The sequence below is a fragment of the Frankia canadensis genome (assembly GCF_900197875.1).
GTDB classification, from domain to species: Bacteria; Actinomycetota; Actinomycetes; order Frankiales; family Frankiaceae; genus Frankia; species Frankia canadensis.
The window spans coordinates 1-20,964 of the sequence record NZ_FZMO01000534.1 but is presented as its reverse complement, the minus strand read 5'-3'; the positions used below and the strand labels follow the sequence as shown (position 1 = coordinate 20,964).

Sequence of the window (20,964 nt, the reverse complement as noted above, 5' to 3'; positions counted from 1 at the left end):
ATGGCGTGGGACTGCACCTGAGCCAGATCGCCGAGGCCGACGAGCTGCTGACGAACGACCCGTTGGCGCTGCTGATCGGGATCGTGCTGGACCAGCGGGTGTCGGAAAGAACGAGTGGGACGGGACGGTCGGCCCCCGCCTGACCGCGTACCCTCGCGGCCCGGCTCATGGCCAGGCATGGCCGGCCGAGCGGATTCGGACTGGTCAGGCGGGCTCGCCGGCAGCGACGACGCCGTTCTCGTACGCGAGCACTACGGCCTGGACCCGGTCTCGCAGCCCCAGCTTGGTGAAGATGGCACCCACGTGGCTCTTCACCGTCGCCTCAGTCACGACGAGACGCTCGGCTATCTCGGTGTTCGACAGGCCGCGGGCGACCAGTACCAGCACCTCGCGCTCGCGTGGTGTCAGTTCGTCGAGCAGGCCGGGTGGCGTCGGCGGGCGGGTACGGGCTGTGAAGGTCTCGACCAGCCGCCTGGTGATGGAGGGCGAAAGCAGCGCATCGCCGGCGTGCAGGACGCGGATCGCTTCGATCAGGCGCTCGCGGGAGGAGTCCTTGAGCAGGAACCCGGCCGCTCCGGCGCGCAGCGCGCCGAACACGTACTCGTCCAGGTCGAAGGTCGTGAGGATGAGCACGCGCGGGGGTGGGGTGAGCCCGCCGCCGGTCAGGCGAGCGGTGGTCTCGACACCGTCCATGCGCGGCATGCGAATGTCGAGCAGGACGACGTCGGGTCGCAACTCCTCGGCGCGCGCGAGCGCTTCCTGGCCGTCCGCGGCCTCGCCGACCACCTCGAAGTCGTCCAGGGCCTCGAGTATCAGTCGCAGGCCGATCCGGACCAGTTCCTGGTCGTCCACGATCAGCAAGCGGATACTCATCCGATTCTCGCTCTCGTGAGTGTCGCCGCGACGGCGTGGCCCACGCTCATGCTCGCTCTTCCGCTGGGAGCCGGGCGGCGACTCGGAACCAGCCGTCGCGCTGATGACCGAACTCCAGTTCGCCACCGAGCACCGAGGCCCGTTCTCGCATCCCGATGAGGCCGTGCCGAGCCGACTCGTTGGTCACGAGTGCATCCCCGGTGCCGCCGAGGATCGGAACCCGGGCCGGCTCGGCGGCTGTCCCGTCATTGGTCACCTCGATGTCAAGGCATCGGTCACGATAGGCGAGTGCGACCATGACCTGGCGGGGACGCGCGTGCTTCACCGCATTGGTCAGAGCCTCCTCGATGATGCGGTAGACGGACAACTCCACACCGTCGGGCAGCAAGATCGGTTCCCCTGTCACTCGTAGCTCGACGGGTAACCCCGCGGCGTGATACTCGGCGACGAGCCCCGCCAGATCCCGCAGCGAGGGCGCGGGGCGGGAGTCGGCGGGGGTGCCCGGGGTGCGCAGCACGGTCAGCATGCGGCGGAGTTCCGTGAGGCTGTGCTCTCCGCTCCGCTCCACCCGGGCCAGCGTGTCGTCGGCCCGGTCCGGCGACGTGCGCAGCACGTCGCGGGCGCCGCGCACGCCGAGCAGCATCACGGTCACCGAGTGGGCGACGATGTCGTGGAGTTCACGGGCGATCGACGCGCGTTCCTCGTGCACCGCGAGCCGGGTCAACTGCTCCTGTTCACGCTGGAGGTGCTCGGCGCGTTCCTCGAGGGCGCGGACATACCGGCGGCGGGTCTGCGCATACCTGCCCAGCGCCCACACTCCCGCCGTCACCGGGACGGACACGATCGACAGTGCGGCCAGGAGCACGGCGGTGGGCACGAGCGCGGCGAGCGCGCGGCGCCAGTCGCCGCGTTCAGCGATCGTGAAGAGTGCGGCCAGGACAGGCGCACCGCCCGGTGCGTCGCCGGTGGCCACCAGCGCCCCGGCGAGCGCGAGCGTCGCGAGGAGCACCATCCACGGGGCCCGGCGGCGCACGGTGAGCGCGCCGCCGGACGAAACCGCCAGCAGCACGGTCGACACCCGCGCGGTGTGGTCGTCGTTGAGGAGAAGGCTCAGCTCGGCGATCGTGGCGGCCACCGCGACGAGGAGATCGAATCCGAGGGCGCGCCGGTCCCACCGGTGGTCCCGCCCCGTGCCGCGGACGCGGGCGGCCGCCACCGCGCGCGCACGCAGTCGCCGCAGCCCCGCCACCTCGATGGTCATGCCAGGTCGCGTCGGCGTTCGCCGGCCAGTGCAGCGGCCATGAGCCCCACCGTCCAGACGCCCAGGACGATCGCCGCCGCGGCCAGGGAGATGCGGGTCGGCCCGTGGACCATGCGGGTCAGCACCGCCACCGCGCCGAGCGGCGTGTAGTCCGACGAACCCTCCCGCACGCGGTCGAACAGCGGGTTCAAGACGAAAGTCAGGATCAGTGCCCCGACCGCCGCCAGGATCTGGTTGCGAAGCAGCGCGCCGACGGCGACTCCGATCACCGTCGCGAGCACCGACGACCCCAGCAGACCCAGTGCCACTCCGGTCACCTCGCCGGCGCCCAGGTCGGGCCCAGGCTGTCGGCCCAGAAGCGGCAGCCCCGCCCCCAGCGAGACCGCGACCATGAGCGTGCCGACGACCAGACCCGTGATCGCGTACGCCGTGGCCCGCGCGAGCAGCAGGCGTTCCCGGGAGGTACCCGAGGCGAGCGCCGCGGGCGCGGCGGTGCGGTGCCGGAACTCACCGGCGACACCGACCGCCCCGAGCAGCAGCAACAGGATCGGCATACCGGACAGGGCCTCCTCCTTCTCCCCCACCTCGTCGAGCGTTCCCGAGGCGACCGCGACGATCATCGCATTGGCGGCCGTCAGAGCGACCGAGGTCACCGCGAACGCCAGCGCCGTGCGCGTGCTCAAAATTTTGATCAGCTCACCCCTGACCAGCCGGCTCACGCGTCCTCCCCTCCGGTCAGGTTTAGGAAGATGTCCTCGAGCGTTGATCCACCCTGGGCAATCGCACCCATCGGAGCCTGATGCACGATGCGCCCCTGGTGAATGACGACGACATCGTCGACCAGCCGCTCGGCCTCGGTCAGCGAGTGGCTGGACAGCACGACGGTGCGGCCCGAGTCGGCCCGTTCCCGCAACAGGGTCCGCAGCCATCGGATCCCCTGCGGGTCCAACCCGTTGGTCGGCTCGTCCAGCACCAGGATGTCCGGATCGGCGAGCAGCGCCGCCGCGAGACCAAGCCGCTGGCGCATGCCGAGCGAGTACCGCCCGACCCTGCGGCGCGCGTCCTGCTCAAGGCCCACCAGGGCCAGCACCTCGGAGACCCGCGCCCCCGGCAACCCGGCCATGGTCGCCAACGAACGAAGATGCGCGCGCGCCGCGCGGCCTGGGTGAGCGCCGCAGGGCTCGATGAAGGCGCCCAGGGTGCCCGCGTCCCGCGCGTGTGTCTCACGACCGTTCACCAGAACCCGCCCGGCACTCCCCCGGGCAAGCCCGCTGACCACCTTGAGCACCGTGGTCTTGCCGGCTCCGTTGGGCCCAAAGAATCCGGTGATGGCTCCGCTACGAACGCTGAACGACACGTCCTCGACGGCGACAGACCTGCCGTAGTGCTTTGCCAACCCTTCGACGGTGATAGCCGCACCGGTATGGCCGGCCGCAACCGCGTCAGCCGTTCGTGAAATTCCCATGCCGGAAGAATCCAGTCCGCTGACCTCGTGGTCATCCCCACCTGGACGGACTTCTTGGCTCGACCGTGGGCGCAGACCGCGGCGACCATTCCTCCTCCCCGGGGCGGATGATCGTGAAGGGGGGACGGCCACGGAGGCGGACGGCCACCTGAGATGAGAGGGCGGTCTGGCCAGCGGCGCGACGGTCGCCGAGACGCGGTCGGCTACGGTTGTGTCGTGGGACTGCATCTGAGCCAGATCAACGAGGCGGACGAGCTGCTGACGAACGATCCGCTGGCGCTGCTGATCGGGATGGTGCTGGACCAGCCAGTATCGGAAGGATGGAGCGGGATGGGGCAATCCGTACTCGCCTGACCGTGTAGCGCCAGAATCTATCTGGGATCCGCTGGTGCGGAGTGAAGGACCGCAGCGGGCGACCGTGTCGGCGTTTGACGTGCGGGAGCCTGCGTCGGTAGCACGGCATGTACTTTCTCCCGCCGTTCTCCGGAACTGGCGCGGCTTTTTCTAGATCGTCTGCGTTCCGTCGCCGGTGCGGCCAAGGCGGGCCTACCGGGACAGCGCGCCGAGCAGGGCGACGGTGCGGGCGCGCTCCTCCGGCGTGGTGAGTCCGGACAGATTGGCGATGAAGTGCGTGGCGCCGGCATCGGCCAATCGCGCCAGCTCCTTCTCGACGTCGCGTTCGTCTCCGACGATCGCGACATCGGCTGGGGACCAGGCGCCCTCGCGGTCGAGGATCGTCCGATAGGACGGGACCGCCGCGAAGAAGGCGAGCTTGGTCGCGGCGCGGGCGCGGGCTTCGTCGGGTCTGTCGGTCACGCAGATGGGGAGACTGGCGATGACCTCACGGTGCTGCCCACCGGCGCCGGCGGCCAGCACGGGCGCGATGTGCTCGGCGATCGTGCGCGGGCCGGCCAGCCAGGTGATGGTCCCGTCGGCCAGCTCGCCGGCGAGGCGCAGCATGGCAGGGCCCAGCGCCGCGAGCAGCAGCGGGGGAGGCGGAGTGGCTCCGGCGACCCGGGCGGACCATCCTGAGGTGTCCGCAGTCACCTCCTGCCCGCGGATGGTGACCGTCCCGGTCTGGAGGAGCGGGCGGAGAGCGGCGAGGTACTCGCGCATCCGGTGGACCGGTCGGTCGAAGCGCAGGCCATAGCGCTGTTCGACGGTGGCGCGGCTACCGACTCCGAGGCCGAGCCGCAGGCGCCCGCCGACCGCGGCCTGGGTCGTCTGCGCCTGGCTGGACATCGCGATCGGGTGCCGCGAGTGGATGGTCGTCACGGCCGTTCCCAGGGCCAGCCCCGGGACCTCCCGCCCGATGAGTGCGAGGGCGGTCAGCGCGTCGACGTCATAGACCTGGCCGAGCCAGAGTGATGCCAGTCCGGCGTCCGCGACGGCGCGGGCCCGGGTGACGAGGTCGTCCACCGCGTTGGGGCCGTCCGCGGCGGGCAGTTCGAGCGCGAGTCCAAGCGGGATCATCGTTCGGCACCGCCGTCCGCGGACTTCGAGCTTGCGTGACGCCCATCTATTGCGTGACGCCCATCTATGATGATCGGGTGCGTCCGCTGCCAGAGATCATGCCCGGCGCGGTTCGGTCGGGTGTGGCGTACCGCTCGGGCCGCGACAGGTGGTATCTCACAGCTGAGGGTAGGCAACATGCGGCTCCCTTCAAGGGCGGCTATGGGTACCTGACGCCAGGTTCTCCTCCACACTCCGTGAATCCAAAACTCCCACTTTCACAGGATGAAAGCTGGTCCACTCGTGGAGAGGGGAGCACGCGATGTCGGTGCTGGGCAGAGCGTTCTCGGTGCTGGACGCGTTCGCGGACGGGACACCCAGCCTGCGTCTGACCGCGATCGCTGAGCGTTCCGCCCTGCCGCTGCCGACCGCGTTGCGGCTGGTACGCGAGCTGGTGGCCTGGGGTGGCCTGGAACGGCAGTCCGACGGGTCCTACCGGCTGGGAAGCCGGCTGTGGACGCTCGGTGGGCAGGCTCCCTGCCGCCGCCGGCTGGTCGAGACAGGACGTCCCGTTCTCGACAGACTGAACAGGACGACGGGGCTACCAGTGCTGCTCGCGGCATTGGACGGTATCCGCTTCGTCGTCGTGGACGGTGTCGGCTCCACCCTGCGGCCGGGAACGATGCTGCCCCCGCACGCCACCGCGGCCGGCAAGGTCCTGCTCGCCTATCTGCCGGACTCCCGCCGCCGCCAGGTGCTGGCCGACCTGGTCCGCCTCACGCCGTACACGCTTACCGCGCCTGGACCGCTGGATCGGCAGCTCGCCACGATCCGGGCCGGAGCGCCCGCGAGCGCGTGGGAGGAATGGCGTCTCGGCGAGAACGAGGTGGCGGTCCCCGTGGACCCGTTCGCCGCCCAAGGCCCCGCGGCCGCCCTGACCGTGACGGCGCGATCGGCGGCCCAGGCCCGCCGCGCTGTCCCCCTGGTCGCCAGAGCCGCGCTGACCATCAGCGGCAGTCTCCGGCCCGCTGGGCAGGCCACGGCCTGCGCGGCTCGCGCTGACGCAGCCGGTGAGCCGCGCTGACCAGCGGTCCGGGTCCATGCTTCGCATCGTCCGTCTGCGGTCGGACCGTGCCGTCAGCTCCTGGATGGATCAGACGCACGGCGAGACCCCCGGCCCTGCCATGACGTCTACGATCGAGGAATCGGCCGGGATGACATCTTCTGCGCGGTGGCCCTACCAGCGGGGCGACAGCCGGTTCGAGCCAGCTACCGTGATGGCCGTGGGACTTCATCTGAGCCAGATCGACGAGGCGGACGAGCTGCTGACCAACGACCCGCTTGCCCTCCTTATTGGGATGGTTCTGGACCAGCGGGTTTCGGATAGTTGGAGTGGATGGGGCGATCCTCGTCCGTGAAGGCGGACCCGCCCCGGCCGCAGCCCCTCGTTCGCGCCGGACATCCGCTGCTGCCGGTGCCGGTCAGAGTGTGCCGAATCCTTGTTGCAGCCGGGCCAAGGCGTCGTCGATCGCAACAGCCGGGTCCCGATGCGGCGAGGACGGCGGGGGTTGCCTGCGCAGGTCAAGCTGGGTGATCATCATGATCCCGATGATGGCGCCGCTGACCGCGACGATGTCGGGGTCGTCCGTCTTGCGTCCGGCACGTTCTGCCACGGCCAGGGTGAAGTCGTGTGCGGCGGACGTGAGGTGGTCCAGGTGGGCCGCGCGGACTTCGGGTATCGCGGCGATGAGCTCGGTGCGGTGCCGCTCCAGGGCGCGCTGCTCGGGACTCAGGGTGGCGTAACCGGCGCGCAGCACCTCACGGAAGGCCGTGATGACGCCCTCGTCCGCGGGGCGGGCGCGGAAGTGGACCAGCATGTCGTAGTCGGCGGCGTCCCACAGGACCATGTCGGGCTTGGTCGGGAAGTGGCGGAAGCAGGTCCGCGCAGCGACCCCGACCTCTTCGGTGATCATGCTGACCGTGGTCTCGGTATAGCCTCGCTCGGCGAACAGCCGTAGCGCGGTCGACTGGATCGCCTGCTTGAGCGCGATGGTCTGCGTCTGACTCCACGATGGTCGCTCCGGCGACAATGACGCCTCCTTTCGACAACGATGTCAGCGCGTGCCATGTCGATCATGTCTCGCCACCCGCCTGGCTGACGTGCGGCGGCCGCGACACGCCAGCGACGGTGCCGGCGATGTCGACAGCGTCTCCTTCGTCGCCGTCGTCGGGGGCGTCTGGCAAGGCGGTGGTTGCCCTGCGTGGGAACAGCGCCAGTGCCAGGAGCGCCCCGGTGAACGCTATCCCGCCGCAGACGAGCAAGGCGGTGTCGATGCCGTCGACGAACGCCGAGCGGACGTCGTCGAGCAGGGCTGGTGAGTGGAGCTGGTGGGCCAGCGCGGTGCCGTCGAACACCCCGCCGCGCGCGGTATTGGCCTGGGCAGGGGTGAGTCCGGTCGTCGCCGGGGTGCTGCCGAGGTTGGCGCGGTAGCTGGCAGTCTGTCCGTGACGGCAGTTCGTCGCTGACTCCCGACCAGGGTTTCTCCGCGCGCTGGCGCGGGATGAGGTGCGCGACGTTCGACGACGACCGCTGAGATCTAAGCCGACGTCGGCTCGATGCCGTCGGCCACGCTCGGCTGGGCTGGTGTGAGCTCGGCGAGCAGGCCGAAGAGTTCGTCGATACGTTCGACGAGTACGACCACCAGTTCGCGGCCGACGTGCTCTGGGGCAGTCCTTACGGGATGACGTTGGCCGGGTTCGACCTGCTCAACGCCATACAGAACACCCCGATCGCGCACCAGCCCTGATCAACGCATCCTGTGCGGTGAGGCGATAACTCGGTTTGGGGCTACCAGGGCATCGAGAACCCTCCCCTTCTCGATCAACAGTTTCAGTGCGTATCGAGGCTGCTGGTCGGAGAGCTCAAGCGTTTCGGCTATCTCCGTCTTCGACTTCGGTCCGCATCGTGTCGATCGACAAGGACGGACCCGGTATCGGCCCGGGCAGGGGGCTCGTCGCCGGGCGCAGGCCGGCCACGATGACGGCCAGGTAGCGGCGCCCCAGCTCGGGCGCGACATGCGCCAGCGGTGCGGCGGCCTGATAGGCGCCACGCAGGAGCAGAAGAACGTCCTGCCCCGTCACGTCGTCTCGTATCCCCCCGTGCTCGCGGGCGCGTTCCGTGAGCGCCGTCGCGGTCCGGCCCAGGCGATCCGCGGCGGCTTTGATCTCCGGGTCGTTGTGGACGACGCCGATGGCGATCTGGCAGACGGAGCGGTCACGTGCCTGGAGGTCGACCCCCAGGGTCATGAACTCGATCAAGGCCGCGGTCGGGTCAGCGGATTCCAGGAGGGCGTCTCCGGCGTCGGAGAGATAGTCGAGCTGATCGCCGACTATCGCGGCGATCAGGTCCTCTTTGGTGGGGAAATGGCGAAACACCGTGCCCTTGCCCACGCCGGCCCGCTGGGCGATCTCGGCGATCGAAACCTCGATGCCCTGCTCCGCGAAGGCCGTGGCGGCGGTGTCGAGCAGCAACCGCCGGTTGCGGGCGGCGTCCGCTCGCAACCGGCGTGGCTGCGCCGCGGTGGCCATACTTCCCGCTCCCTTCGACCCGTGCAGTGTACCAACCTGACCGCGCGGTCCACTTCTGCGCTAGCCTCGTTAACATGACCAGGCGGTCCTGTTATGTCGGATGCGGCTCGACGAGGAGTAGATGAGGATCATGAAGACGACGATGCGCGCGGTGATCGCGGACGACTACGGGCCACCCGAGCGGCTGACGGTGGGAGAGTTGCCGATACCCCGGCCAGATCGGGGGCAGATCCAGGTGCGGGTGCGCGCGACGGCGCTCAATCCCGGTGAGCTGCGGCTGCTGGGCGGTGAGCTCCGCGAGATGGCGCCGCTGAGCTTCCCGCACGTCATCGGCGGCGACTTCGCTGGCACGGTCACCGAGGTGGGCGCTGGCGTGACTCGGTTCCGCGTCGGCGACGAGGTGTTCGGGTTGGGTCTTCCCCGCCACCTGCGCGGTCTGGCCGCGCAGGTGGCGTCCCCGCCCTCCCTCACGACGGGCACTCTCGCCGAGTACGCGGTGTTCGAGGCCGACACGCCAGGGTTGACGATTCGGCCTCCCGGGTTGTCAGTCGAGCACGCCGCGGCTCTGCCCACCGTCGGGCTGACCGCGCTCCCGCTGATCCGGGCGCTCGAGCACCGGCGCGGTGACGTGGTGCTGGTCATCGGCGCCACAGGAGGCGTCGGCGGTGTGCTCGTGCCCATGCTCGCCGCGGCCGGTGTGCATGTCATCGCGACCGCGAGCGCCGGCGACGGCGAATATGTCCGCGGTCTCGGCGCTCGCGAGACGGTCGACCACCGAGCCGGCGACACGGCCGACGATGTGGCCCGTCGCTATCCCAAGGGGGTGGATGCCGTCGTCAATCTCGCTCTCCCCGGCGATGATCTGGCTGATCTCGCCCGGCTGATCCGGCCCGCTGGCCGGCTGCTCAACATCGTCTTTCCCGTTCATGATCCTCTCTCGTTCACGGGCAGTGACCTGATCGTGGAGACCCTCTTCACCGCCGCTGTCCCAGGAGATCTGGACGTCCTCGCCGAACAGGCGTTGGACGGGATGCTGCCCAACCCGATCGGTCGGCGCTATCTCCTCGCGGAGGGTGCGCGGGCGTGCGTCGATCTCCTGCGTCAGCACACCCGAGGAAAGCTGGTCGTCGTCTGTGACGACGAGGCGTGACGTTCGCCGAAGGCAACCTTGTTTCAGGCTGGCTCCCGATCATCCGGTCGGGAGAGGTTCGGTACGCAGAACGACCCGGCCCTGATTGGCGCGGTTCGCGACCAGCTCAATCGCATTGGTAATCTTCTCGAACGGGACATTGACATGGCGGGGGCGCAACTGGCCGGCCGCGAGCAGATCCCAGAGCTCGGCCCGGCGCCGCTCGACCAGCTCGGGCCGGGTCCGGTTGACCGTGCCGATCGCGAAGCCGATGACCGACTTCAGGCCACCAAGGAGGCTGCCGGCATCGATGGTGCCGCCGCCGGCGCTGAACGCGACAAGGCGACCGAACGCGGCGAGGCTGTCCACGCCGCGTTGCACCAGGTGCCCGCCGACTCCGTCGAGGATCAGGTCCACGGGTTCGCCCCAGGACACCGACGAGTACGTCACTACGTCATCGGCGCCGCACTCGCGGACAAAGCACGCCTTGTCCAGCGACCCGACGGCGGCAACCACCCGGGCGGCGCCGAGGACCTTGGCGAGTTGCACCGCGAGGTGACCGGTTCCGCTGGCCGCGGCAGTGACCAGAACGGATTCGCCCTCGGTGAGGCGACCGGCCTCGAGCACGCTGCTGGCGATCAGCCCGCCGCGAACCAGTGCGAGCGCCACCGCCGCGTCGACGTCCGCGGGTACGGGCCCGACCAACCGCGGGTCGGCGAGGGCCAGGTCGGCGTAAGCGTCCTCGAACACCACGCCACCAACCCGATCTCCGATCTTGAAGCGCGTGACCTCCGAGCCGGTCGCCACGACGGTCCCCACCAGCTCGCTGCCTGGACGGACTGGTTCGCGGCGCTCGCCGGCCGCGGTCAGCTGCCGGACCAGGCCCACTCCAACTCCGATGGCCTCCGTCCGAACGAGGAGCTGCCCAGGTCCCGGTGTCGGCGCCGTGCGCTGAACGACCTCGACCGGGCCCCGGCCGGAAAACAGGATCGTGCGCACTCTCTGCGTCCTCTCCCGCGACGCCGATCCGGCCAGTGGGTCTGCCGCCACCCGGCGGCCTCATGCAGGCCGCCTCGGCCGCTGACCGACGTCGTCAACTTCAACAGCGTTTAAGTTCAACAGTGTTGAAGTGTGGTCATACTGACTCCGTCCGTCAAATCCTTTGGGAGGATCTGCCGTGCGGCTCAGTCGGGATCAAGTACTCGGCGTCGCGCTCGACCTGCTCGACGAGGTGGGGCTGGACCAGCTGACTATGCGTCGGCTCGCTGGGGCACTTGGCGTGCAGAACGGTGCGACCTACTGGCACTTCCCCGGCAAGCAGGTGCTGCTGGAGGCGATGGCCGACGCGCTGCTGGCTGGAGTGACGTCAGACCTCGACAAGCACCTGCCCTGGTACGACCAGGTCGTCCAACTCGCTCATCGTCTGCACGAGGCACTGCTGTCCCGCCGCGACGGTGCTCGGCTGTTCGCGGGCGTCTTCTTTCCCTTGCCCAACGCGCTGGCGTACGGCGAGCAGATGATCTCTACTCTCCGCGCCGGGGGGCTGTCCAGCCGAGATGCGGCGTGGTCGGCGGACACGATCACCTACTACGTGGTCAGCCACAGCACCGAGGAACAACTCGCCGCCGCTCTGCCGGATCCGTCCGCGAGCGCCGCACGACTCGTAGGCTCGGTTGATCCAAAACGCCACCCACATCTGTTCGCCGCGCTCGACCATCTCCCTGCTCCGCACCGGGAGGAGCACTTCGACTTCGGCCTGCGTCTTGTCATCGACGGCATCCGCCGCGCCGCCGGGTGAACACACGAGTGATCGGAGCCTACCTCCGGTGATCTGATCGCTGCGGCGGTCGCCGTGACCTAGGTCGGCTACGGTGGTGCCGTGGGACTGCACCTAAGTCAGATCGACGAGGCGGACGAGCTGCTGACGAACGATCCGTTGGCGCTGCTGATCGGGATGGTGCTGGATCAGCAGATCCCGCTGGAACGGGCGTTCGCGGCGCCGCTGGAGCTGACGCGGCGGCTTGGGCGCGGGTTGGACGCAGCGGATCTTGCGGCGATGGACCCGGAGGGACTGGCGGCGGTGTTCTCCGTCCAGCCGGCGCTGCACCGGTTCCCCGCCGCGATGGCGCAGCGGACGCAGAAGCTCTCCCGGATTGTCATCGACAGCTACGGCGGTGACGCTGCCGGGGTGTGGACGACTGCAACCGACGGCCGGCAGCTGCTGAAGCAGGTCGCGGCGCTGCCCGGCTTCGGCACTCAAAAGGCCAAGATCTTTGTTGCGTTGCTGGGCAAGCAGCTCGGGGTGACGCCGCCCGGCTGGCGGGAGGCGTGCGCGCCGTTCGGCGAGGACGGCAGCTACCGTTCCGTCGCGGACATCACGAGCCCCGAGTCCCGCATCAAGGTCCGCGACTTCAAGAAGGCCATGAAGGCCGCTGCCAAGGCGTCAGCTACCTGACCGCGCTCCAGTCGCCGCGGCGCGCTGAGGGCGATGGCTTGATCGGCCTGTTGGCCGCAGAGCGACTTTCGGCTTTCTGACAGACAGCCCGGGGGTGCTGTCGGGGGCGGCCCCCTCTGTGTCAGTCTCGGGTGAGACACCTGTGTCCTTCCAGGTCAGAAGCACTTTCCTGTGCCCCGGCACCGACTACCCTCATAGCAGGATCAGGTAACGTTCGAGATGAACAGCCCAGGCTGGCCGCGCGGTAGCCCGCCGGATCCTTTGGCCGTGGCATAGGATGTGTGAGGTGTCCTGTCCCTGACAGCTCCTGATTCGGTCGATGCCGGCGGCTTCCTTGTCGGCGAGGAGTCTCCGCTCAGCTGCTCGCCACCACCGGGCCCATTGTGACAATCACCATGAATCGCCGAGGTTTACATGGCTGACAAGCAAGAACTGTTCGATGCTGTTGTCGAAATCCTTCGGCGTGGGTATCAGATCTCCGACCTGGATTCCACAGCTGGAACATTCGATCTTCGTGATGAGGATCGAGCAGTTCGCGTCACGCTTGAACTGAATCTTCTGAAGGAGTACTTCAACTGGCTGGACGAGGAGAATGCCGTCCTCGGTCTTGCCGAAGCACAGGGGGATGAGCGGGACCGAGTCCGGTTGCAGTACATCATCATGCAGATTCAGGAATATTTCGACTCGGACGTCTTCTTGTCGCTTGTCGAGATCCGGCTCGACCGGTCAGCTGATGGTCGCGTCTCTCTTGTCCGTCGACGAGGCCCCGAACGTAGATCATTTCTGTCAGCAGATGCGGAAGGTGGCTATTGGTCGTCCGACAGACCTGGCACCTGAGGGCACGTCGCACCCATCGAAGCGAGATTGGCGCGGCCCGCAGACGGCTCCTCGCCGAGCCGTCTGCGGGCGCTATCCCGCCGGTGGCCGGGATCTCCCGGTCATGCCATGAGCCGAACGTGCGCAGCAGGGCGACGGGCTTCTCTGGGACTTCCTCGTGGTCTCGCCCATCGAAGCAGCCGGATACCGGAGATCCATGCCGGGCGCGAGCGGCGACGATGAACTTATTGCCGCTGACAGGTCCCGGACGTGGGATAGACGGTGATAACGCGGCCATCCGTGGCATTGTAGATCATCCTGAATCGCTGCTGCCACACCTGGCGACCATTGCCATCCTGCGCGTACAGCAGCCGATCTCGGCAGCCGGTATTCTGGTCGACGACGACATGGTCGGGATCTTTAGTGTTGTAGTAGATGGCCCAGTGTACCAGGTCGCTCCAGTTGAGCCCGGCCGGTCTGGCCAGGTTCTGGAAATCGTCGTAGTGCCCGTCTTCTCCGCTGCCTCCGTCCTTTATATGGCGGTAACCCCAGCGGTTGTTGCCACATCGCAAATTGATGCCGCCGAAGTCGTAGACCATTTTTTGTTCGCTGGTTGACACGCCACACGCACCCCAGTTGGGCCTGGTTCCCAGCTTTTCGGCGTGCGCGGGTGCCGCCGCTAGCAGTGCGATGCTGAGGGAGAGTAGGAGTGGGAGTAGGGCGCGGCGTAACCACTTCACGGTGATCTCCAAGGCAGCATGGGCGATTTTTGGCGCCATAAGCCTATTGACGAAAACCCTACCGAGTTGTCGCCTCGGCGGTCAAGGCGCGCTCGGAATTGGCTTCGCTGGTTCGGGGCGTGCGGAGGGTTGGTCGGCATGTGAGCAGCCAGAACGCCGGCTAAGTTGTCGTTTAGCAAGCGGGCTGTGTGATCGCCTGTAGTCGGCGTGTCCCGTCCCCTCGAGGGCATCGGCGGGCTCGACTGGCGGGCGGCGATCAACGACAACCTGTCCTGCGACGGGCGGCATGTTTACGTTTGCCGGACCTGAGGTGTTCTATACGCGGGCGATTCGATCGAGTCCGAGCAGGCTGTGGTCTCGGTACGGGTGCCGGCGTCGTTGGCGGACGCGCTCAAGGTGCGCGCGGCGGCTGAGCACATCCCCACGTCAGCCCTGGTTCGGCGCATCCTGTCGCGCGCGGTGGAGAGCCTCGACGCGCCCGTGATGACCGAGGACCAGGTCGAGGAGATCGTGCGGAGGGTCCTGCGAGAGTCCGCCTGAGGGTTGTTTCCACTTCATCCTTCCGAGACCGGTGGGGACCAGCAGATCCCGTTGGAGCGGGCGTTCGCGGCGCCGTACGAGCTGGTGGCGCGGCTGGGGCGGCCGTTGGACGTGACGGAGCTGGCGGAGTTCGCTCCGGACGAGCTGGGTGTGATCTTCGCGCGGCAGCCGGCGTTGCACCGGTTCCCGGGATCGATGGCGAAGCGGGTGCAGTCGCTGTGCCGGCTGCTGCTGGACTCGTACGGCGGGGACGCGGCGGCGGTGTGGACGACGGCGGCGGACGGCCGTCAGCTGCTCAAGCAGGTCGCGGCGCTGCCGGGCTTCGGTCAGCAGAAGGCGAAGATCTTCGTGGCGCTGCTCGGCAAGCAGCTCGGCGTGACCCCGCCCGGCTGGCAGGAGGCGTGTGACCCGTTCGGCGAGGACGGCAGCTACCGCTCGGTCGCCGACATCGTGAGCCCCGAGTCCCGCATCAAGGTCCGCGACTACAAGAAGGCCATGAAGGCCACCGCCAAGGCGTAGGTCGGCCGTCTGACTCCTGGGGCGGTGCGGGATCACCGGCCGCCACCGAACGCGCCCCCGCGAGCGACAGTCAGACCGGGTGGCCGGTCGTCGCCGGCGAATCGGCGTCGGCAGGGTGGGCGCGGAGCCCGTCCAGGAAGAACGTCAGGCACCGGCGCCACTCGGACGCGGTGGCCTCGGTGGATTCGTTGATCACGTGGGCCATCGCGCGGCCGATGGTGCTCAGGTCGGCGGACGTGAAGTCCGAACGCAACCGGCCATCGAGTCGAGCCCGTTCGATGATTTTCTCGGCCAGGTCCAGGCCGCGCTGGCAGGCCTCGCGCACGATTTCTGAATCGGCCGCGACCCACTCCGCCAGCGCGTCGTTGAGACCGCGGTCCTGGGCGCGCAGCGCGAACAGGCCGACCACGAATCCGGTGAATCCCCGCCACGGGTCGGGGTCGGCCAATGCCACCCCCCCGAGCTGGTCCACGGCCGCCAGGCGTCCCGGCAGGACCGCGGCGACGAGCGCCTCGCGGCTCGGGAAGTGCGCATAGAGCGTGGCGATGCCGACTTCCGCGTGGCGCGCGATCTGCTCCAGCGGAGCGTCCAGGCCGCGCTCACCGAACACCGCGGTCGCGGCGTCGAGCAGTTTGGCCCGATTGCGCGCCGCGTCCGCGCGTAGAGGCCTACTCCGCCCGGTCATGCTTCGACCCTACAAGTCGAGGGTGACCCTCGGGTTGTGCTAGCGTGCCTACATAAGTCGAGGAACGACCTCGGTTTAGGTCGACTATCTTGATCGCGAAACTGTGAGGAGCCACGATGTCCGGTCTCCCCGGTCCCACCGTCCTCGTCATCGGGGCTGGTCCTGGGCTCGGACTGTCGGTGGGCCGCCGCTTCGGACGGGAGGGGTTTCGCGTCGCGTTGGTCTCCCTGAACGGCGCCCGCCACGACCAGTACGTGTCGTCTCTGGCCGAGCTCGGCGTCACTGCCCGGGCCTTCGCGGCCGACATCCTCCAGCCCGATCCGGCGCGGCGGGCGCTGGACGCGGTGACTGAGGCGTTCGCCTCCGTCGATGTCGTCTACTACGGGCCGGGCGCCGCCGATCCGGCGGTGCCCCCGGAGCCGATCGCCACCACCACCCGCGCCGATGCCGAGCGGGCTATGTCGATCACCTTCGGTGCCGTCCAGGTGGTGAATCACGTGCTGCCGGCCATGATCGGTCGCGGGAGGGGCGGGCTGCTGTTCGCCGGCGGGCTCAGCGCCGTCACCCCGATGCCCGCCCTGGGATCGCTGGCCCTGACGGCCGCCGCCGTCCGTGCCTACGCGCTGAGCCTCAACGCGGCGCTGGCCGGCCAGGGTGTCTACGCCGGGACCCTGACCATCGGCGGGGTCGTCGAGCGGGGTGACATCTATCGGCAGGTGGTGTCCGATCCCAGCCGGTACGGCCCGGTCGAGGGGCACACACTCGACCCGGACACGCTCGCCGACGCCGCCTGGCGGATGTACTCAGTCCGCGATCGGGCCGAATCGGTCTTCAGCACGTTCGATGGGATCCCGGCCGGCGGATGAGTGCCGACGCGGCCGCTGCGGCCGGCGTCGAGGTGGTCACTCCCGACGAGCTACTCGGCCGGCTCGTGGCCGAGTACGAGTCGCAGATGCTTGCCGCGCACCGGACGGCGGTGGCGTCGCTGACGGGCGCCACAGACAGGCCGACGGTCGCTGCGCTGCGCAGAGCTGGAGCTTCGGTAACCGCCGATCTGATGGATCATCTGATTGGCGGCCGCTGAACCCGTCGAGGTGCCGCTCAGCACGCCACTGTCCGTGGCCAAGGCCGGACGAGTCCGCCGTTCGGACACTCCCACCATGGCCCGCCCTCGTGAACAACGGGGCGCATCGGGTGCGGATGCGCGGGACATGGCGGTATGGGGTCTGAGATCCCGGCGTCTGCCAGGATGGTCTGTAGCCAGTCGGCGAGATCGACCGCGAGGTCGGCCGCGGTTGATGTGGGGGTTACGGATGTGCCCGTCATCCCACCGCGTGTGTGCCGCGCTGATACAGGCCAGGGGCTGACCCAGCCGACCAGCTCGGACTCGGTCATGGTCACCCCCAGTTTCTCGCCAGCCTCGGCGGCTGTGATCCCGCTGCTCGCCGCCCACTGCAGTGCGCATGCCAGATCGACGTCGTCCGGCTCGTCGACGGCGACGGCGAGCTGCTTGGAGAACGGATCCAGCTCAGCCAGTGCGGCCGCCGCCGCTCTCTCGACCCGCCGCCGGGCTGACAGCAGGTGCTTGCCGGGGACGAGCGGCGGCTCGCTCACGCTCTCTGCCGGCGACGAGGCTCTGGTGGAAGACGGTGGCTGCTGGTGGGCCGTCACGCGTTCAGCCAGGTGCGTCGGTCGCGGGCTGCGGCATGGATCCGTTCGACCTGCCGCGGCTGCCACATCTCCGCAAGGTCGCCGATGGTCGTGACCTGGTCGTGCCTGATGGCGCGAACGCGGACGGGATCGTCCTCGGCGCGCGGCGGCGCCTGGGTCAGCTTCGCGGGCTTGACAAACGCGAGTACCGGCTCGACCGGCACCGCGAACCCGCACTCCTGGCTCAGCGCCGCCGATGCCCGCCTGGCCTCGGACCGGGCCTTCCACGGGTACTGCTCCTTGCGTGGGCCCACCCTTGCGACCCGATCGCCCACCCAGATCTGGGCGCCGGGATGGTTCTTGGTGTTGATGGTGAACACCCCGCCCGGGCCGATCAGCAGATGATCGATGTCGACATTGTTGGGAAGCGGGATCGCATGCAGCGCCCGCCATCCCCGGCCGGTGAGCCGCTCCAGTTCCGCGCCTACCGCCCGCTCGCCGATCAGGCCCTTGCGCCACGGCTCAGCCTCCGACGGTCGGCGGAACAGACGGTCGAGCAGCGCGCGCCAGAATCCCGGCGTCAGTTCCTCGATCTTCGCGATGAGCGCCGCGCCGGGCGGGTTGCCGGCGAGGTCGTCCGCGGGCTGAAGCGCCGCGTCCGCCGGGCCGGGCACGAGGGCGGATATATCCGGGGTCCAGCCCGCTGACGGGGCCGGCGTCGATGCCGGTGGCGATGGCGCCGGCGCGGCGGCCCGCGGCGGGACGGGCGAGCGCGGGCGGGCGAGGGGCCCCGACCGTTGTCCCAGGTAGACGGCCAGCGCGTCGAGCGCCGCGTCGTGGTAATCGTCGAGCAGGACGTGAACCTGATCGGTCCCCGGGTCGAACCAGGCGGCACTCTGCCCATCAGGAAGATTCACGTAGAGCCGATGCTGCCCAAACCGCTTCCATGGACGTACGTGTAGCTCGCTCATGCCCGCGCGCTCGCTCCTGTCGACGAAGATGACGGATCAGGGTCGATCAATCGCCTGGTCGCACGCCGGATCGAACGCCGTCGGACGGACGGCTTCCGTTGATGCGACGACGCCACGCTATCCGCGCAGCGCGCGCCCATCCACGGGTATGTGGATACCGGTAGGCCCGGCGACCCACGAGAGGACCGTATTCGGCCTCTGACCTGCCTGATCAGACAGGCATCGCTCGCTGTTCGAATATCAGGTCGGTTCCGGTGACGGTGGTGGAGACGCCGATCGGGAAGGTGGGGAGCGGGTCGGTGTGGCCGCCCTCGATGTGCGCAAGGACGGGATAGTCGCTGCCGGCCACGTGGTCCAGGACGCGCCGGTCAGGTGCCAGGACTGTCCACGAGCAATTGAGGGGCTGTCGCCAAGGCCTGGTGGAGGGATGTCAGGTCGGTCACCTCGTAGGTGACCTGCATGGTCGGCGGGCGGGTTCTGCCGGTCCTGTTCACCCAGGCGGCCGGGATTCTGAGCGCGTTGGCGCCGGCTACGTCGCGGGTCAGCGAATCGCCGATGTGCACGACCTGATCGGGTGGCAGTTCCAGCAGGCCGAGGGCGAGCAGGAACGGTTCCGGCCGCGGCTTGTAGGCGCAGGCGTCCTGGCTCGTCACCAACAGGTCGACCTTGATGTCGAGGTGAGCCATCGCCGTCTCGATGTCGGTGCGGTCGATGTCCGACACGATGCAGATCGGACATGCGATCTCGCGCAGGAACGCGGCGGTGTCAGGGAAGGGCACCGGGCGCTGCCAGTAGGCGAAGAGCCGCCCACTCAGCGCTTCTTCGTCGGCCGCCGAGCCGAAATGCCGGATCGTCTGGCGAAGGGATCGACGCTCCAGTTCCCGTTGGGTGGCGAAGGCGGGACCAGAGGCATCGGCGCACACACGCGTGAAAAGTTCCGACCAGTACGCGCCGACTGTACGCGGATCCACCGGCATGGCGGTGATGGAGTCGCTGATCTCGGCGCACAGCTCCGAGACCAGATGGTCGTCCTCTTCGACGACCGTGCCGTAGAAGTCGAGAAGGACGGCCTGCGGCCAGCTCACGTGCCTGCGCTCACTCTCACCGCAAGATCGTAGCGTGTCGGCATCCGCGGTCGGCGGTCTCGGAGGAGAGCGGCGGGCGCGATCCGGAAGAAAAAGGTCCGGTCGGGCGAGCAGCGGATGGGCGAGTCGGGCGTCTGTGAGGTGTGCGAAAACTACTGGTGATCATGCGCTCCCTCACGATCCCGCCGACGTCCGCGGGGGGTCTGGCCGACGGCGGGATCGGCCGGGGGGCCTGACGGTGGACGGGCAGGCTGGTGACGTCGTGGTCGAGTCAGAGGTAGGCGGTCAGGTCGCATCGTCGGGCGGACGTGATCCACGGGTCCTACGGGGGGCTGCGGCGGACTTCCCGTGGGTGGGAAGTGCGTGCGGGGGAGAGCGGCTCCGTGTCGCGAATACGCGGCTTCGTGGCCATTTTGACCCGGATTATGCGACACGGGGTGCTGCCACGTTGCTAGAACGCTGCCACGTTGTCACCCCAACGCCGCCGTGGCTACGATCCGTAGCCGCTGATGATCAGGTCGTCGTCGGTGACGTCGGCGTCGACGTGACGCGACCATCCCGGTGGGATGCGGGGCTCGCCGCGTTCGGTGGGGTGCGCATGCCGAGCATGTCGAGAAGCCGACGGAGGACCGGCTTCTCGTCGCCTGACCGCCAGGCGGCGTACGAGGTGATGTGTGGTGCGTCGTCGGTCAGGGCCAGGTAGCGGACGTCCGCGGCGCGCAGCACGCTGGTGGATGCTGGCACCAGCGTGACGGCCAGGCCCGCGGCCACGAGCGCGAGTTGGGCGCTCAGCTCGGTGGTGGTGTGGCTGCACCGTGGCGAGAAGCCGGCGCGCAGGCAGGCGGTCTGGATGGCGTCGTGGTACTCGGAGCACTGGTCGCGCGACTGCATGACGAACGGCTCGTCCGCGAGGTCGAGGAGGGCCGCCGCGGCCTGGCCGGCGAGTCTGTGACTCTCGGGCACCGCCAGGACGAACGGCTCGTGGGCGATCTCGCGGATGGCGACGCCGTCATGGTAGTCGGGCGGACCGGTGCGGGCGGCGAAGGCGAGATCGACGACGCCGGTGAGCAGCACGTCGGACAGGTCGCCGAGCGGTAGCTCCCGCAGGCCGAGGTCCACCCGCGGATGACTGTTCCGGTAGGCGACGAGCAGGGGCAGGAAGGCGGGCGACGAGGCGGTCGGCGCGTAGCCGACCCGCAACGTGCCGGTCTCGCCCTGGTTCGCCTCTCGCGCGGCGACGACCGCGGCCTCGGCCTGCGCGAGGGTTCGTCGCGCCTCAGGCAGGAAGACGCGTCCGGCGTCGCTCAACCTCGTTCCACCGGGCCCGCGGACCAGCAGGGTGGCGCCGACCGCCGATTCCAGCTGCCTGATCTGCTGGGAGATCGCGGGCTGGGCCAGGTGCAGCCGCTGCGCCGCGCGGGTGAAGTGCAGGTCCTCGGCCACCGCGACAAAGGCCCTCAGATGGCGGAGCTCGATCGTCACCTGCGCCTCCTCGACGGCACGATCTCGCCGGACCCGCGCCCGGGATCGCGCGTCATGCGGATTACTTATGACCTGACCAGATTTCAGTCTTGGACGATATCAGTGCGGCGGCTCTACGGTGGGTTCCATGACGCACAGTGATGTTGACCGGGGGAAATTGGAAAGCGACGGCAACGACCGGAAAGAGGGGACGAAAACGGTGTCCATTCACGGGTGCGCAGGGGTAGCCCGCTGACCTTGGGGTTTGTGTTGC

Annotated in this window: 25 protein-coding genes and 1 pseudogene; 11 read left to right on the top strand and 15 right to left on the bottom strand. The window is 68.9% G+C overall.

The window, feature by feature from the left end; genetic code table 11:
• Positions 1-5: 5 nt before the first annotated feature.
• Positions 6-143 carry a hypothetical protein gene (locus tag C1A33_RS35420; RefSeq protein WP_165818640.1) on the top strand — a complete coding sequence of 46 codons (138 nt, stop codon included), beginning with the start codon at positions 6-8 and terminating at the stop codon, positions 141-143.
• Between the two features lie 61 nt (positions 144-204).
• Here C1A33_RS35420 and C1A33_RS29275 read toward each other — a convergent pair whose 3' ends face one another.
• The 4 genes from C1A33_RS29275 to C1A33_RS29260 are packed head-to-tail and all read right to left on the bottom strand — an operon-like array spanning position 205 to position 3,599.
• The gene (locus tag C1A33_RS29275; RefSeq protein ID WP_101835215.1) at positions 205-873 is read right to left on the bottom strand and encodes a response regulator; all 669 of its coding nucleotides are present in this window, start codon (positions 871-873) and stop codon (positions 205-207) included.
• A 46-nt stretch (positions 874-919) separates the two neighbouring features.
• On the bottom strand, positions 920-2,134 hold the full coding sequence (locus tag C1A33_RS29270) for a sensor histidine kinase (RefSeq protein ID WP_101835213.1): 1,215 nt from the start codon (positions 2,132-2,134) through the stop codon (positions 920-922).
• Positions 2,131-2,853, bottom strand: a complete 723-nt coding sequence (locus C1A33_RS29265) for an ABC transporter permease (protein ID WP_101835211.1) — start codon at positions 2,851-2,853, stop codon at positions 2,131-2,133. The genes C1A33_RS29270 and C1A33_RS29265 overlap by 4 nt, the downstream gene beginning before the upstream one ends.
• Positions 2,850-3,599, bottom strand: a complete 750-nt coding sequence (locus C1A33_RS29260) for an ABC transporter ATP-binding protein (RefSeq protein WP_101835209.1) — start codon at positions 3,597-3,599, stop codon at positions 2,850-2,852. Before C1A33_RS29260 ends, C1A33_RS29265 begins: the two co-directional genes overlap by 4 nt.
• A 216-nt stretch (positions 3,600-3,815) precedes the next feature.
• Between C1A33_RS29260 and C1A33_RS35415 the strand changes: the two genes are divergently transcribed.
• Positions 3,816-3,953 (top strand): hypothetical protein, encoded by a 138-nt coding sequence (locus C1A33_RS35415; RefSeq protein WP_165818639.1) that lies wholly within the window; start codon positions 3,816-3,818, stop codon positions 3,951-3,953.
• A gap of 192 nt (positions 3,954-4,145) precedes the next feature.
• Here the strand turns inward: C1A33_RS35415 and C1A33_RS29255 are convergent, their stop codons facing one another.
• Positions 4,146-5,072, bottom strand: a complete 927-nt coding sequence (locus tag C1A33_RS29255; protein ID WP_101835207.1) for a TIGR03564 family F420-dependent LLM class oxidoreductase — start codon at positions 5,070-5,072, stop codon at positions 4,146-4,148.
• A 301-nt stretch (positions 5,073-5,373) separates the two neighbouring features.
• Here C1A33_RS29255 and C1A33_RS29250 point away from each other — a divergent pair, with 301 nt between their 5' ends.
• A complete protein-coding gene (locus C1A33_RS29250) occupies positions 5,374-6,135 on the top strand; it encodes an IclR family transcriptional regulator (protein WP_101835205.1) in 762 nt (253 codons plus the stop codon).
• Positions 6,136-6,532: 397 nt separating this feature from the next.
• Here C1A33_RS29250 and C1A33_RS29240 read toward each other — a convergent pair whose 3' ends face one another.
• The 3 genes from C1A33_RS29240 to C1A33_RS29225 form a co-directional block, all read right to left on the bottom strand.
• Entirely contained in the window at positions 6,533-7,141 is a 609-nt protein-coding gene (locus C1A33_RS29240; RefSeq protein WP_101835201.1) for a TetR/AcrR family transcriptional regulator, read from the bottom strand.
• A gap of 43 nt (positions 7,142-7,184) precedes the next feature.
• Positions 7,185-7,466 (bottom strand): hypothetical protein, encoded by a 282-nt coding sequence (locus C1A33_RS36020; RefSeq protein WP_207770561.1) that lies wholly within the window; start codon positions 7,464-7,466, stop codon positions 7,185-7,187.
• Positions 7,467-7,973: 507 nt separating this feature from the next.
• Positions 7,974-8,639 (bottom strand): TetR/AcrR family transcriptional regulator, encoded by a 666-nt coding sequence (locus C1A33_RS29225; RefSeq protein WP_101835199.1) that lies wholly within the window; start codon positions 8,637-8,639, stop codon positions 7,974-7,976.
• Between the two features lie 121 nt (positions 8,640-8,760).
• On the opposite strand from C1A33_RS29225, the gene C1A33_RS29220 reads away from it, so the two are divergent.
• A complete protein-coding gene (locus tag C1A33_RS29220; RefSeq protein ID WP_207770560.1) occupies positions 8,761-9,789 on the top strand; it encodes an NADP-dependent oxidoreductase in 1,029 nt (342 codons plus the stop codon).
• Between the two features lie 39 nt (positions 9,790-9,828).
• Here the strand turns inward: C1A33_RS29220 and C1A33_RS29215 are convergent, their stop codons facing one another.
• On the bottom strand, positions 9,829-10,767 hold the full coding sequence (locus C1A33_RS29215) for a quinone oxidoreductase family protein (RefSeq protein ID WP_101835197.1): 939 nt from the start codon (positions 10,765-10,767) through the stop codon (positions 9,829-9,831).
• A gap of 178 nt (positions 10,768-10,945) precedes the next feature.
• Here C1A33_RS29215 and C1A33_RS29210 point away from each other — a divergent pair, with 178 nt between their 5' ends.
• The 3 genes from C1A33_RS29210 (at position 10,946) to C1A33_RS29200 (ending at position 13,060) form a co-directional block, all read left to right on the top strand.
• Positions 10,946-11,566 carry a TetR/AcrR family transcriptional regulator C-terminal domain-containing protein gene (locus C1A33_RS29210; protein WP_165818638.1) on the top strand — a complete coding sequence of 207 codons (621 nt, stop codon included), beginning with the start codon at positions 10,946-10,948 and terminating at the stop codon, positions 11,564-11,566.
• An 81-nt stretch (positions 11,567-11,647) separates the two neighbouring features.
• Positions 11,648-12,223 (top strand): HhH-GPD-type base excision DNA repair protein, encoded by a 576-nt coding sequence (locus C1A33_RS29205; RefSeq protein ID WP_101835193.1) that lies wholly within the window; start codon positions 11,648-11,650, stop codon positions 12,221-12,223.
• Positions 12,224-12,637: 414 nt separating this feature from the next.
• Positions 12,638-13,060 (top strand): hypothetical protein, encoded by a 423-nt coding sequence (locus C1A33_RS29200; protein ID WP_101835191.1) that lies wholly within the window; start codon positions 12,638-12,640, stop codon positions 13,058-13,060.
• Positions 13,061-13,284: 224 nt separating this feature from the next.
• Here C1A33_RS29200 and C1A33_RS29195 read toward each other — a convergent pair whose 3' ends face one another.
• Complete coding sequence (locus C1A33_RS29195; protein ID WP_101835189.1) at positions 13,285-13,638, bottom strand: hypothetical protein; 354 nt, start codon at positions 13,636-13,638, stop codon at positions 13,285-13,287.
• A 492-nt stretch (positions 13,639-14,130) separates the two neighbouring features.
• Between C1A33_RS29195 and C1A33_RS29190 the strand changes: the two genes are divergently transcribed.
• Together C1A33_RS29190 and C1A33_RS29185 are read left to right on the top strand one after the other, a co-directional pair.
• Positions 14,131-14,319 carry a ribbon-helix-helix protein, CopG family gene (locus C1A33_RS29190; RefSeq protein ID WP_243408050.1) on the top strand — a complete coding sequence of 63 codons (189 nt, stop codon included), beginning with the start codon at positions 14,131-14,133 and terminating at the stop codon, positions 14,317-14,319.
• 36 nt (positions 14,320-14,355) lie between these two features.
• Positions 14,356-14,838 (top strand): annotated as a pseudogene (locus C1A33_RS29185) (HhH-GPD-type base excision DNA repair protein); the annotation flags it as partial.
• 70 nt (positions 14,839-14,908) lie between these two features.
• Here C1A33_RS29185 and C1A33_RS29180 read toward each other — a convergent pair.
• On the bottom strand, positions 14,909-15,523 hold the full coding sequence (locus tag C1A33_RS29180) for a TetR/AcrR family transcriptional regulator (RefSeq protein WP_101835185.1): 615 nt from the start codon (positions 15,521-15,523) through the stop codon (positions 14,909-14,911).
• A 116-nt stretch (positions 15,524-15,639) separates the two neighbouring features.
• Between C1A33_RS29180 and C1A33_RS29175 the strand changes: the two genes are divergently transcribed.
• Positions 15,640-16,389 (top strand): SDR family NAD(P)-dependent oxidoreductase, encoded by a 750-nt coding sequence (locus tag C1A33_RS29175; RefSeq protein ID WP_101835183.1) that lies wholly within the window; start codon positions 15,640-15,642, stop codon positions 16,387-16,389.
• Complete coding sequence (locus C1A33_RS29170) at positions 16,386-16,607, top strand: hypothetical protein (RefSeq protein WP_101835181.1); 222 nt, start codon at positions 16,386-16,388, stop codon at positions 16,605-16,607. The genes C1A33_RS29175 and C1A33_RS29170 overlap by 4 nt, the downstream gene beginning before the upstream one ends.
• A 17-nt stretch (positions 16,608-16,624) precedes the next feature.
• Here the strand turns inward: C1A33_RS29170 and C1A33_RS29165 are convergent, their stop codons facing one another.
• From C1A33_RS29165 to C1A33_RS29150, 4 genes are all read right to left on the bottom strand, one after another.
• On the bottom strand, positions 16,625-17,137 hold the full coding sequence (locus C1A33_RS29165; protein WP_101835179.1) for a hypothetical protein: 513 nt from the start codon (positions 17,135-17,137) through the stop codon (positions 16,625-16,627).
• A gap of 53 nt (positions 17,138-17,190) precedes the next feature.
• On the bottom strand, positions 17,191-18,090 hold the full coding sequence (locus tag C1A33_RS29160) for a nuclease-related domain-containing protein (protein WP_341477275.1): 900 nt from the start codon (positions 18,088-18,090) through the stop codon (positions 17,191-17,193).
• A 422-nt stretch (positions 18,091-18,512) separates the two neighbouring features.
• Complete coding sequence (locus C1A33_RS29155; RefSeq protein ID WP_101835175.1) at positions 18,513-19,229, bottom strand: HAD family hydrolase; 717 nt, start codon at positions 19,227-19,229, stop codon at positions 18,513-18,515.
• A gap of 513 nt (positions 19,230-19,742) precedes the next feature.
• Positions 19,743-20,711 carry a LysR family transcriptional regulator gene (locus C1A33_RS29150; protein WP_101835173.1) on the bottom strand — a complete coding sequence of 323 codons (969 nt, stop codon included), beginning with the start codon at positions 20,709-20,711 and terminating at the stop codon, positions 19,743-19,745.
• Positions 20,712-20,964 lie beyond the last annotated feature (253 nt).